This is a genomic window from Ruegeria sp. H3 (genome assembly GCF_056533095.1).
This window is the reverse complement of sequence record NZ_JBQFOD010000009.1, coordinates 50,617-62,759: the sequence shown is the minus strand read 5'-3', so window position 1 is coordinate 62,759 and position 12,143 is coordinate 50,617. Positions and strand designations below refer to the sequence as shown.

At 59.6% G+C, this 12,143-nt stretch carries 16 protein-coding genes; 9 read left to right on the top strand and 7 right to left on the bottom strand.

Translation table 11 applies throughout. The features are described from left to right. The 4 genes from ACR0JE_RS12035 to ACR0JE_RS12020 form a co-directional block, all read right to left on the bottom strand. The gene (locus ACR0JE_RS12035) at nt 1-1,449 is read right to left on the bottom strand and encodes an efflux RND transporter periplasmic adaptor subunit (RefSeq protein ID WP_480864323.1); all 1,449 of its coding nucleotides are present in this window, start codon (nt 1,447-1,449) and stop codon (nt 1-3) included. A gap of 105 nt (nt 1,450-1,554) precedes the next feature. Further along, nucleotides 1,555-2,091, bottom strand: a complete 537-nt coding sequence (moaB, locus tag ACR0JE_RS12030) for a molybdenum cofactor biosynthesis protein B (protein WP_480827892.1) — start codon at nt 2,089-2,091, stop codon at nt 1,555-1,557. Beyond that, nucleotides 2,092-2,688 (bottom strand): metallophosphoesterase family protein, encoded by a 597-nt coding sequence (locus ACR0JE_RS12025; RefSeq protein WP_480864322.1) that lies wholly within the window; start codon nt 2,686-2,688, stop codon nt 2,092-2,094. After that, nucleotides 2,688-3,452, bottom strand: coding sequence for a uracil-DNA glycosylase (locus ACR0JE_RS12020; RefSeq protein ID WP_480864397.1), 765 nt, complete (start codon nt 3,450-3,452; stop codon nt 2,688-2,690). Before ACR0JE_RS12020 ends, ACR0JE_RS12025 begins: the two co-directional genes overlap by 1 nt. 241 nt (nt 3,453-3,693) lie before the next feature. On the opposite strand from ACR0JE_RS12020, the gene ACR0JE_RS12015 reads away from it, so the two are divergent. The 8 genes from ACR0JE_RS12015 to ACR0JE_RS11980 all read left to right on the top strand — a co-directional run bounded on the left by ACR0JE_RS12015 (nt 3,694) and on the right by ACR0JE_RS11980 (nt 8,842). Continuing rightward, the gene (locus ACR0JE_RS12015) at nt 3,694-3,870 is read left to right on the top strand and encodes a hypothetical protein (protein ID WP_480864321.1); all 177 of its coding nucleotides are present in this window, start codon (nt 3,694-3,696) and stop codon (nt 3,868-3,870) included. A gap of 340 nt (nt 3,871-4,210) precedes the next feature. Further along, nucleotides 4,211-5,146: an aspartate carbamoyltransferase catalytic subunit gene (locus ACR0JE_RS12010; RefSeq protein WP_480827890.1), complete on the top strand. Its 936-nt coding sequence runs from the start codon at nt 4,211-4,213 to the stop codon at nt 5,144-5,146. Further along, the gene (locus ACR0JE_RS12005; protein ID WP_480827889.1) at nt 5,143-5,661 is read left to right on the top strand and encodes a hypothetical protein; all 519 of its coding nucleotides are present in this window, start codon (nt 5,143-5,145) and stop codon (nt 5,659-5,661) included. Before ACR0JE_RS12010 ends, ACR0JE_RS12005 begins: the two co-directional genes overlap by 4 nt. Continuing rightward, complete coding sequence (locus ACR0JE_RS12000; protein WP_480827888.1) at nt 5,646-6,032, top strand: hypothetical protein; 387 nt, start codon at nt 5,646-5,648, stop codon at nt 6,030-6,032. The genes ACR0JE_RS12005 and ACR0JE_RS12000 overlap by 16 nt, the downstream gene beginning before the upstream one ends. Then, nucleotides 6,029-7,309: a dihydroorotase gene (gene pyrC / locus ACR0JE_RS11995; RefSeq protein WP_480864320.1), complete on the top strand. Its 1,281-nt coding sequence runs from the start codon at nt 6,029-6,031 to the stop codon at nt 7,307-7,309. The genes ACR0JE_RS12000 and pyrC overlap by 4 nt, the downstream gene beginning before the upstream one ends. Next, nucleotides 7,309-7,914, top strand: a complete 606-nt coding sequence (gene plsY, locus ACR0JE_RS11990) for a glycerol-3-phosphate 1-O-acyltransferase PlsY (RefSeq protein WP_170535701.1) — start codon at nt 7,309-7,311, stop codon at nt 7,912-7,914. The genes pyrC and plsY overlap by 1 nt, the downstream gene beginning before the upstream one ends. Then, nucleotides 7,911-8,180, top strand: coding sequence for a hypothetical protein (locus ACR0JE_RS11985; protein ID WP_480864319.1), 270 nt, complete (start codon nt 7,911-7,913; stop codon nt 8,178-8,180). The genes plsY and ACR0JE_RS11985 overlap by 4 nt, the downstream gene beginning before the upstream one ends. A 188-nt stretch (nt 8,181-8,368) precedes the next feature. Next, nucleotides 8,369-8,842: a YHS domain-containing (seleno)protein gene (locus tag ACR0JE_RS11980; protein WP_353013544.1), complete on the top strand. Its 474-nt coding sequence runs from the start codon at nt 8,369-8,371 to the stop codon at nt 8,840-8,842. Nucleotides 8,843-8,972: 130 nt separating this feature from the next. Here the strand turns inward: ACR0JE_RS11980 and ACR0JE_RS11975 are convergent, their stop codons facing one another. From ACR0JE_RS11975 to ACR0JE_RS11965, 3 genes are all read right to left on the bottom strand, one after another. After that, nucleotides 8,973-9,956, bottom strand: a complete 984-nt coding sequence (locus ACR0JE_RS11975; RefSeq protein ID WP_480864318.1) for a quinone oxidoreductase family protein — start codon at nt 9,954-9,956, stop codon at nt 8,973-8,975. Nucleotides 9,957-10,064: 108 nt separating this feature from the next. Further along, nucleotides 10,065-11,051, bottom strand: coding sequence for an NAD(P)H-quinone oxidoreductase (locus ACR0JE_RS11970; protein WP_480864317.1), 987 nt, complete (start codon nt 11,049-11,051; stop codon nt 10,065-10,067). A gap of 57 nt (nt 11,052-11,108) precedes the next feature. Next, complete coding sequence (locus ACR0JE_RS11965) at nt 11,109-11,801, bottom strand: COQ9 family protein (protein ID WP_480544420.1); 693 nt, start codon at nt 11,799-11,801, stop codon at nt 11,109-11,111. 111 nt (nt 11,802-11,912) lie between these two features. Between ACR0JE_RS11965 and rpsU the strand changes: the two genes are divergently transcribed. Further along, on the top strand, nt 11,913-12,119 hold the full coding sequence (gene rpsU, locus ACR0JE_RS11960) for a 30S ribosomal protein S21 (RefSeq protein ID WP_008207378.1): 207 nt from the start codon (nt 11,913-11,915) through the stop codon (nt 12,117-12,119). Nucleotides 12,120-12,143: the final 24 nt, after the last annotated feature.

Below are 12,143 nucleotides of genomic sequence, written 5' to 3'. Positions count from 1 at the left end.
TTAGCCCCCGGCCCGGTTTTCAATACGACGAACCAGCGAGGCAGGCACTTGCGCCGCTTCCAACTGACCCAGCATTCGGGTTTTGACATCCTGAGGCATACCTTCGCTGGCCTCAACCTGCGCGACAAGCTGCGCGCGCTGCGTATCCGTCAACTCGACCATATCCGCGTCGGCGCTTTCCTCAACCCGCAGGGGGCGCACGCGCACGCCCGAGCCCAGCAACGGAGTACGGCCAATCACAACCTCGCGGCCTTCCAGGCCATCGCCGCGCAGCAAAACCTCATCACCCTGCCGTCGGATCAATTGCACCGGCAGGGTTTCCAGACGATCATCCGCGCCCAGCACCAAAACCGTGCCCGCCGCATCCAGAACGGATGAGGGCAAACGCACAACGGCGTCGACCGCCTGTTCCTGAACGGTGACCGTCACAAAATCCCCTGGTTTGAAGCCCGAGGCGCTATCCAATCGTGCAAAGATCAGACGACCTGTCTGCCCCTCGCCCGCTGATCCGCTGTCGCGACTGATCTGGCCTGTTGCGGTCAGGTCGGCCCCCGTGACCTCAAGCGATATGGTCACCGGTGCGTTGATCAGGCTGCCATCCTCACCCAGCAAGCGGACAAATTGGGCCGTCGAAACCCGGAAGGCGACTTCCAATGCATCAGGGTCTACCAGCTCAGCCAGTTTTTCGTTGGCGGCAACCAGTCGTCCTTCGACCAATGTGACATCGGTCAGTGTGCCGCCGAACCCGGCCCGAATGGTCATATCATCCAGATCGCGTTCTGCCGCTTCAAGCGCAATCCGCGCGCGCGCCAAAAGCGTGGTGGCCTGATCTACACGCGATTCAGCCTGCGCCAGGGCGATACGACGCGCCAGAACAGATTGCTGGGCCGAGGTGGCCGACAATTCGGCCTCTTCCACGCTCGCAGTCGCGCCCACACCTCGGGATTCCAAGTCGCGTTGCCTTTGCAGGGCGCGTTCGCGCAGCTCTGCCTGCGCTTCTGCGGACTTCAACTCATCCTGCGCCAGCAGCAAGGACCGTTCCGCATCGCGTTCCTCAAACTGCGCATCCAGCAGATCGGATTTGGCCCGGTCCAAGGCGGATTGCGTATCTGCAGGGTCCAGCTCGACCAGCACCTCACCCGCTGTGACCGTCCCACCATCCTCGAAGTCATCCGCCAGAGAGATCACGCGACCACCCAGCGCCGCGCGCAGTTCAAGCCGGCGGCGGCTTTGCACCTCACCAAAGGCTTCCAGATAGGGCGTTACGGTCTGCAACTCGGCTGTTCTGACCGACACTGTGAAAACACGCTCGCGCGCCGGGGGTTTTGCGGTGTCGCGCGCAATCACGTCTTGCACAGCACCTGTGATCATCTGGACAGCGACAAACAGCAAAGCCAACGTCAGCGACGCCAGAAAGACACCGACAAGACTCTGCCTTAGAAAACGCATTCTCACTTACCCCGGTTGCAATGGGCTGCCTTGTGCAAAATGTAGCCGGACCGTGAAATATGCCAAGCCACAATGCGGTTAAAAGGTGTTAAACGTACGAGCAGTCTACTTCCGTCGCAGATGTTCGTCCAATCGCGGCATTATTTCCACAAAGTTGCAGGGGCGATGACGGTAGTCGAATTGTTTCTCCAAAATACCGTCCCAGGCATCCTTGCACGCACCCGGGCTGCCCGGCAGGGCAAACAGATAGGTGCCGCCAGCAACACCGCCTGTGGCGCGGGACTGCACGGCCGAGGTTCCGATCTTCTCCATCGACAGAATGGTGAAGACGGTTCCAAAGGCATCGATCTCTTTCTCATAGACGTCGCGATGCGCTTCGACAGTCACATCGCGCCCGGTCAGGCCCGTGCCTCCGGTCGAGATCACAACATCGATCTGAGGATCCGCGATCCATACGCGCAGCTGATCCGCGATCTGCGCGCGCTCATCGGGTAAGATCTGCCGATCTGCAACGGCGTGGCCCGCCGCTTCGATCCGATCGACCAACGTTTGGCCGGATCGATCTTCGTCAAGCGATCGCGTGTCCGAAACTGTTAGGACAGCAATGCGGACAGGGATAAAATCTTTGTCTTGATCGATCATTCAGAGCACCTCGAACCAGTTCACTTTGGGCCCCAGATTGGCGATCTGCGTTCGTCCAAGACTACCACGATACCCCCAGCTATCATGGATGTGACCACAGAAGACCAGCTTGGGCTGAAGCCGTTCCACCGCATCGCGCACGGCCACCGAGCCGACGGAGGAATCTTGCGATGTTACGTCCCCGTGTCCTTTGGGCGGAGAATGCACGATCAGAATATCGGCAGTGTCACAGCGATCCAGCAGTTCCGAAGCCTCTGGCTCGGACAGATCACAGGACCAATCGCCAAACGGCGTGGCGGGTACTCCGTAGCCCAGCCCGAACAGGTATATTCCATCGACCGTCATTCCGGTGCCATGCAGGACATGGGCGCTATCTGGCGCAGCATCGGTCAGCTCATCCGCGCTTTCCGCATTTCCCGGCACCAGCACCAGCGGGGCCGAGATACCCGACAGCATCTGCATAGCCTCGTCCAGTCCCTGGCGCATATTGCAGTAGTCCCCGGCCCCAATCACCAGATCGGCCTGCGCGCTGGCCTCCACCAGATCAGCCGCCCGGTTGCGCGCCATGTGAAGGTCTGAAAAGGCCAGAATGCGCATCACCCTGCCCCCAGCTGTGCTTTCAACTCCAACAGATCGGCCCAGGCCTCTCGTTTCATCTGTGGCTGGCGCAGTAGGTAGGCGGGGTGGAACATCGGGATCACCGGCAAATCCAACGCGTGTTCCCAAGTACCGCGCAGCCGCGTGATTCCGCGTTTTCCCAGAACGGCCTGACAACTGATATTGCCCATCACCACCAAAACCTCGGGCTTGGCCAGCGCCACATGGCGTTCCAGAAACGGCTTCATCATGCCGATCTCTTCCGGCTTCGGATCGCGGTTCTGCGGGGGGCGCCAGGGCAACACGTTGGTGATGTAGGCGTTCTGCGTGCGATCCAGATCAATCGCCGCCAACATCCGATCCAGCAACTGACCCGCACGCCCGACAAAGGGCTTACCTTCGCGGTCTTCATCTCGGCCCGGAGCCTCTCCGATGATCATCACGCGCGCACCGGGCGTACCATCGGCAAACACCAACTGCCGCGCACCGCGCTTTAACTCACAATGCTCAAATGCGTCCATCGCCGCGCGCAATTCATCCAGTGATCCGGCGCTTTGTGCTGCGGATTTTGCGATGGCAACTGGATCAACCTGCTTGGGTTTCTCGGGCGCGGCCTCGGGGCTGGCCGGTTTTTTTGACTTGGGCGCAGTATCGGGCAGCGCATACCGGTCGATTGGCACGTCTCCAATCGCCTCGGTCACGCCCAGTTCGATCTGCCAGTCCAACAGCGCCCGTGCGGTGTGATAATCCATGCCCGATTCCATATCCCACAATCTAACCGGCTTTTGACCGATGGAAAGCGAATAGACCTTGCCACGGCGCTGGGTCGCACCGACCATGATCCTGTTATGCCATCGATCTTGCGATTCCTTCTGATTGCTCTGCTGCTGAACGCCCCAGCCGGCCCGCTGCAGGCGCAGCTTTCCATCGGCAATGACCAATGCCGCGGGGGTCAATTCGCCTGTGGCAGCCGCTGCTGCTCGGGCGGGCAGAGGTGCAGCTTTGATGGCCACTGCATCCCACCGGGCGGTACCTATTGCGGTGGTGGGCGCAGCTGTGGCCCGTTCGAGCGCTGTGTCGCGGGCGGAACGCGATGCGCACCGCAAGGTGCAAATGCCTGCAATTCAAGCCTCGATTGCCCCAGTGGCAACCGATGCAATGGTCGTGGTGAATGCGAGCTGATCCGACCCGATATCGATCTGAACCTGCCGCAGCCCTGCTCTGATGGCCGGATATGCGCTCGCGGATCTTACTGCATGCCGCAAGGCGGATGCTCGCGTCCCGGATGGTACCTATGCGAAAAAACCGGGTCTCAGTGTCGTCAGGGTTTCAAATGCTCCAGAAATCAGGGCTGTGTCCCTGTCAAAGCCATCGATTGCGGGTACGGCAAGTGGTGCAAACCGGGCGAACAATGTCTGCCAAAGGGGGGATGCCAGAAACTGCCCGACAGCACAGAACCTTAGGTTGCCTTGCCCGGCGCGGCTTTCTATAAGCGGTCCGATTGTCAGACAGGAGCCCGCCCATGCGTTTCGCCCATCGTCACCTTCTTGGCATCGAGCATCTGTCGCAATCCGATATCACCGCCATTCTCGACCTGGCAGAGACCTATGTGGATCTGAACCGTCAGTCGACCAAGCACTCGGATGTGCTGTCCGGGCTGACCCAGATCAATATGTTCTTTGAAAACTCGACCCGCACGCAAGCGAGCTTTGAGATCGCGGGCAAGCGTCTGGGTGCAGATGTGATGAATATGGCGATGCAGGCCAGTTCGATCAAAAAGGGCGAAACCCTGATTGATACAGCGATGACATTGAACGCGATGCATCCCGACCTGCTGGTGGTGCGGCATCCGCAATCCGGCGCCGTCGATCTGCTGGCGCAAAAGGTGAATTGCGCTGTGCTGAATGCAGGCGACGGGCGGCACGAACATCCGACACAGGCGCTGTTGGATGCGTTGACCATCCGCCGCGCCAAGGGGCGCTTGCACCGCCTGAACATCGCCATTTGCGGCGATGTGGCCCATTCCCGCGTTGCACGTTCGAACTTGATCCTGCTGGGCAAGATGGAGAACCGCATCCGTCTGATCGGGCCACCTACGCTGGTGCCTGCGCAATTCGCCGAGTTCGGGGCCGAGATTTATGACGATATGACCGAAGGCCTGCGGGATGTGGATGTGGTCATGATGCTGCGCCTTCAGAAAGAGCGGATGGATGGCGGGTTCATCCCGTCAGAGCGCGAGTACTATCACCGCTATGGCCTCGATGCAGTGAAGCTTGCGCAAGCCAAACCTAACGCCATCGTCATGCACCCGGGCCCGATGAACCGGGGGGTCGAGATTGATGGCACTCTGGCGGATGACATCAACCGATCGGTCATTCAGGAACAGGTCGAGATGGGCGTCGCAGTCCGCATGGCCGCCATGGAACTGCTGGCCCGCAACCTGCGCGAGGCCGCATGAGCGAACTGATCGCCCTTCCCCACGAACGCGGCGTCATCCGCCTGTTTGCCCTGAACATGCGCCCGGAAGAGGCCAAGTTCCTGCGCGAACCGGGTGCTGTTGATCAGGTTTTAGGGGTCGCGGATCTGGACCTTGAACAGATCGACATCTTTCCTATGTCCGACCTCGAAGACCTGGGCCTTTGGGGCTATCTGAACGAAGGGTGTGGCGTGCCCGAAGATCAATTGGATCGCGCGGCGCTTGATGCGGTCGAAGGCTGGGTAATGGCTCTGCGCAGCGCCGCGTTCAAAGGACAGCCTGCAGTGCTTACGCTTGATCCGCGCGTGCAGTTGATTGGCCTGTTCACCGAAGAGGCCACAAACTGGAGCGGCGGTCGGATCGAAACCGAAAGCGCCAAGCCGTTTTCGGCGCCGCAGACACCGGCGCAAGACGACAGGCCGCGCCAAATGGGCTCGGCCGTGCTGGCCGTGTTCATCTTGCTGGTGATCGGAGGTGCGCTGTGGCTGATCCTGTGATCTTTACCCCTGACAAGGGGGCGTATATTCGCACCAACGCCTGGCTGGCCGCCGTGGCAATGGCCGGGGCGATGGCCGTACTCTGGTTGATCGGAAACCCCTATGTTTGGACCGGTGCGCCTGCTGGACTTGCCGCCATCGGCCTGCGCGCATGGTATCTGGCTTCGGAAGAGCTGACCGCCAAATGGGAAATGACCGATACTTTGCTGACGGGTCCCGGCCCGCGCAAGGTTGCGCTGACCCAGATTGAGGCCGTGAACACCATGGGCAGCTTCGTCCAGCTTGTGACCAAAAGCGGCGACAAGCACCTGATCAAATATCAAGCGAACTCCGCCGCCACCAAAGCCGCTATCGAAAGGGCCTTGCCATGAGCACCGTTTTGTTTACCAACGCGCGCCTGATCGACCCCGAGAACGGGACAGATGCGACCGGATGGCTGCATATCTCGAACGGGCGGATCGTGGCGAACGGCAACGGCGATGCCCCCGCAATGGACGGGCAGATCGTGGACTGCAATGGCAAATGCCTAGCCCCGGGCATTGTCGATATCGGTGTCAAAGTGTGTGAGCCGGGCGAGCGGCACAAGGAAAGCTATAAATCCGCAGGTCTCGCGGCGGCGGCTGGTGGGGTGACCACGATGGTCACGCGGCCCGATACCACACCCACCATCGACACGCCGGAAACGCTGGAATTTGCAACACGCCGCGCTCAGGCCGACACGCCCGTCAACGTGCTGCCCATGGCCGCCCTGACCAAGGGACGCGAAGGGCGCGAGATGACCGAGATCGGGTTTCTGATGGATGCCGGTGCGGTGGCATTTACGGATTGCGATCATGTGGTGACCAACACCAAGGTGTTCTCTCGCGCGCTGACTTATGCACGGTCTTGCGGGGCGTTGGTGATCGCGCATCCTCAGGAACCGGGCCTCAGCGCCGGGGCCGCAGCGACCAGCGGCAAATTCGCCGCGTTGCGCGGCCTGCCCGCAGTGTCAGCCCGAGCGGAACGGATGGGGCTGGACCGCGACATCGCCCTGCTGGAGATGACTGGCGCGGCCTATCACGCAGATCAGATCACGACGGCTCGCGCCTTGCCCGCATTGGAACGCGCCAAGCGAAATGGTTTGGACATCACCGCCGGAACCTCGATTCACCACCTGACGCTGAATGAGTTGGACGTGGCCGACTATCGCACCTTCTTCAAAGTCAAACCGCCGCTGCGGTCAGAGGATGACCGGCAGGCGGTGATTGAGGCGGTGCGGACCGGCCTGATCGACACGATCAGTTCGATGCACACCCCACAGGACGAGGAAAGCAAACGCCTGCCGTTTGAAGAGGCTGCCTCGGGCGCGGTTGCGTTGGAGACATTGCTGCCTGCAGCGCTGCGCCTGTATCATTCAGGCCAACTGGACCTACCAACCCTGTTCCGTGCCATGACCCTGAACCCGGCCAAACGTCTGGGTCTGAACAGTGGTCGTTTGTCCAAAGATGCGCCAGCCGACCTCGTTTTATTTGATCCTGATATTCCGTTTGTGCTGGACCGGTTTACACTCAGATCCAAATCGCAAAACACGCCATTTGACGGGCAGCGGATGCAGGGTAAGGTCATTGCGACCTATGTAGCCGGCAAAGAAGTCTACCGGAGAACTTGATGCCCCTGATTGACAGTACACAATCCGAATTGCTGCTGTGGGCGGCCATGGGCTACCTTTTGGGGTCAATTCCCTTTGGCCTGATCCTGGCCAAGATTATGGGGCTGGGCAATCTGCGCCAGATCGGGTCGGGCAACATCGGGGCCACCAATGTGCTGCGGACCGGCAACAAGGCCGCTGCCGCCCTGACCCTGCTGTTTGACGCCGCAAAAGGCGCTGTTGCGGTTCTGCTGGCGCGCGCCTTTGCCGGTGAGGATGCAGCCCAGATTGCCGCGCTCATGGCGTTTCTGGGTCATTGCTATCCTGTTTGGCTAAACTTCAAGGGCGGTAAGGGTGTGGCCACTTTCCTTGGCCTTTGGTTGGCGCTGGATTGGCGGGTCGGTGTTGCCTGCTGTCTGACATGGTTGGTTGCGGCAGCGATCTGGCGGATATCCTCGATCGGCGCACTGGCGGCGGCTGCGTTGTCGACCACCTGGATCGTGGTGCTGACGGATGGGTCCACCTTCGTTTTGGGTATTGCGCTTACCTTGCTGGTCTACTGGCGCCACAACGCCAATGTAGCCCGCATCAAGGCAGGGACTGAGCCCAAAATCGGAAAGCCGTGACCACGACCGACGCGTTCACCCGCGCCTTTTTCGCATTGCCCTTGGGCACATTCTCTGGCCGCGCCCATGATCGGCGCTATGTCGTCTCGCGTCAGGCCATGGCAGGAAACAAGTCTCATAAGCTTGTGGCGCATGAGCTTGGTGGCGGGGACTATGTCAGCCTGAACCTCTACCAAACCAGCAACAGCGGAGCATTGCTGCGCCCTTGTGAAATGCCTGCTCAAAAGGTCGTCGCCTTTGTTATGGCGCTCACACCCGAAGGCTAACCCAGCCACATTTCTGAACAGCATCTCTGCGCTTCTGCACAATCACAATTGATTGCTTTGAACGTGAACATCCGGCTTCCCACCTGAGTTCCTGTGACGGCCAATTACCGGTCGCACAGGACAAAATCCGGGATCGCAAATCGCAATTACGGCGACCACGCGCATCCTCTTTCACGAAAGGTGAAGCTATGAACACGTTTAAATCTCTGATCGGTGGCGTTGCGCTGTCTGTTGCTCTGGCAACTTCAACCCTTGCCGCTGGTGTTGAAATCAATGCCAGCTCGACCGGGCTGGCGATGCAGGGCTATGACCCGGTTGCGTATTTTACCGAAGGCGAAGCCACCAAAGGCGACTACCGCATCACCACTCTGCATGATGATGCGATGTATCGTTTCTCATCCGAGGAAAACAAAGCCGCGTTTGAAGCGAACCCAGAAGCGTATCTGCCTGCTTACGGTGGCTACTGCGCTTTCGGTGCAGCCATGGGCTTCAAGTTTGATGGTGACCCGAACCACTGGAAGATCGTTGACAACACACTGTATCTGAACCTGTCGCAGGACATCCAGGAACGCTGGGAAGGCGACATTCCGGGCTTCATCGAACAGGCCAGCGCAAACTGGGAAAACATCGCTGACAAAGCTCCGGCCGAATTACAGCAATAACCCATACTCGACAACTTTTGCGGTGGGAGCAGAAATGCTCCTGCCGCGCTCAAATCCCACTCTGAGCGGAATACCCTTTGGAACCCGGCAGATTGATCAAAACCCGGCGCGTGTCGCCGGGTTTTGTTATTCAGACGTCCAAGATTGTGCTACCCGTGGTCTGACGCGCCTCAAGCGCACGGTGCGCGTCGGCGATCTGATCTAGTGGGAAGCGCTGATCGATATGTATCTTGACCTCGCCGCCTTCGACCTTGCCAAACAACCGCCGCGCCATCGCCTGACAGATCGTATGATCACCGATATGCGTAAACAAGGTCGGGCGGGTGATCTTGAGCGATCCTTTCTGCCCCAAGATCCCTATATTCACAGGCGGAACCGGCCCCGAAGCATTGCCGAACGAAATCATCATCCCGAGCGGTTTCAGACAGTCCAGCGACCCTTCGAACGTGTCGGCGCCGACCGAGTCCATCACTACATCAACGCCTCGCCCATTGGTAATCTCGGCCACACGATCGACGAAGTTCTCGGTGCGGTAGTTAATGCAATGCGATGCGCCGTTGAACTGGGCCAACGCGCATTTCTCATCCGTACCGGCAGTACCGATCAGAGTGATACCTTCGGATTTCGCCCATTGGCAGGCGATCAGGCCCACACCCCCAGCCGCAGCATGGAACAACACCGTATCTCCGCGACGCAAAGGCGTGGTGCGGTGGAACAGGTATTCAACGGTCATGCCCTTCAGCATCATCGCCGCCGCCGCTTCGAATGAAATGCCGTCTGGCAACGGGCAGACCTGAGCCGCCGACATCACCCGCGCCTCGCAATAGGCACCTGACGGTGTGGCAGCATAGGCGGCGCGCTGACCCGGTGTCAGATGAGCGACTCCGTCGCCAACCACTTCGATCACGCCCGATGCTTCCATCCCAAGCGCATGTGGCAACTCCAGCGGATAGAGACCGGTGCGCTGATAAACGTCGATAAAGTTCAGGCCGCAGGCATGATGGCGGATACGAACCTCACCCGGACCGGGATCACCCAGGGGCCGATCTTCGATCTGCAAGGCCTCGGGGCCGCCGAATTCGTGGATAACGACTGTGCGCGCAATATTCTGCATTCTGAACCTCCTCTTGCCTGATCCCAAGCTAGCATGCTTGCGTGACAGAGCAATCAGGAGCTTGTGCTGTGGCGAGTTCGCGCGCGGATCAAACCCCGCGCATCACCACTAGCCCGCCACGTTCAAAACGATCTTGCCGATATGGGTCGAGCTTTCCATATGGGCATGCGCTGCCGCAGCATCGGCCAGCGGGAATTCGCTGTCCATAACCGGGGCAACCTTACCGGCGGCCAGCAAGGGCCAGACGGCCTCACGCAGGTCCTGTGCGATCTTGGCTTTGGCCAGATCGCTTTGCGGGCGCAAGGTACTGCCCGTCAAAGTCAGGCGTTTCACCATCATCAGGGCAAAATTCAACTCAGCCACCGGGCCCTGCAAAAACGCGATCTGAACCAGACGCCCATCCTCGGCCAATGCCTTCACGTTGCGCGGGATATAGTCTCCGCCCACCATATCGAGGATCAGGTTCGCCCCGCCTTCAGCGCGCATAACACCCACGAAATCTTCGTCGCGGTAGTTGATTGCCTTCTCAGCACCAAGTTTCAGGCAGGCGGCACATTTCTCATCCGAGCCAGCAGTTGCAAAGACCCGCGCACCAAAGGCATTGGCCAGCTGGATCGCAGTGGTTCCGATGCCGCTGGACCCACCATGAACAAGGAAGCGCTCGCCTGGTTTCAGACCGCCGCGCGTGAACACGTTGGACCAGACGGTAAAGAACGTCTCTGGCAGGCAAGCCGCTTGCTTCATGTCCATCCTGTCCGGCACTGGCAGGCAATGCGCAGCGGGTGTGGCGACGTATTCGGCGTAACCGCCACCGGGCAACAGGGCGCAGACCTTGTCGCCCAGCGCCAAGCCCTCGACCCCTGCGCCCACGGCAACTACCTCGCCCGAGGCTTCCAGCCCCGGCAGATCGCTGGCTCCCGGCGGGGGATCATAGGCCCCTGCGCGCTGCAACGCATCCGGGCGATTCACACCGGCATAGGCCACTTTCAGAACAACCTGCCCGGCCTCCGCCGTCGGCATCGGTCGTTCGGTCAGCTTAAGAACATCGGGACCACCGGGCTGCGTGATTTCGACAGCGCGCATCATCTGGGTCATGGGCAAATCTCCTTTGCCCAATGCCTAGCTGTCATCTGAGCAAAGGCCAAGCTTTGACTACTTGCGCGGGTTCAGCAGGCCCGGCAAATCTGCTCGCATTTTCATCGGAGCCTTGACCTGACCCGCCAGCCAATTCGGAACGGCCAGAAACGGTTTGAACAACGGGTTGCTGTTCACCTGCGCCTTCAGCTTCTCAAACTGCATCACGTCGCCAATGCGCCTGTCCAGAAACTCCCACGTCTTCTGGTGATCAGGCGAATCGTCCCCCAGCCAGAACAAAAGGGTCGAGGAATAGACGCCCGACAGCGTCGCCCGCTTGGTGTACCAGTTTACGTCATCCGACGTGTCACCCAATGCATCCCAAATCAGATCGCAGGTACCCCAAACAGCCTTGGCCCCGTCACCTGCATGCATTGGCAGGGCAAACAAAGTCATGCCCCGGCGGACCAGTTCCTTATCTTCGACCGCCTCAAGCCGGAACCGAACAGCAGCGGCTACCTTTTCGCGGAACTTAAGCGCGCTGAGGTCTTCAGACTTGATCCGGTCCAGCATCATCTGGTCCCCACGCGCATGATAGGCCAGCGCCAGATCAACCGCGCCGCGCGGGCAAATCGCCCGGGCAAGACCGTCATCCAGTTCGCATTCTGCAACGGCGGCGCGAAAGCTGGTTTCGGACCATCCGTCAAACGGAACATGGGCAAGCATCGCGTCCAGCATCTGCTGTTTTGCGTCTTCATAGGTCACTGTCATGGCGGTTCTCCGGTGTTCGGGGCCAGTACTAGACAAGATAGAACGGCTTTGCTATACGGCCAATTCCTGCAATTTCCTTGCAACTCTATCTAGAAAGGTGGTGACAACCACATGCAGGTTAGTGTTCGCGACAATAACGTCGATCAGGCGCTTCGTGCCCTGAAGAAAAAGCTGCAGCGCGAAGGCGTGTTCCGTGAAATGAAGCTGAAGCAACATTTCGAGAAACCGTCCGAGAAAAAAGCGCGCGAGAAAGCTGAAGCGATCCGCCGTGCCCGTAAACTGGCACGCAAGAAAGCCCAGCGCGAAGGTATGCTCTAAGCAGCAACCCGTCTCGTCCAGCTT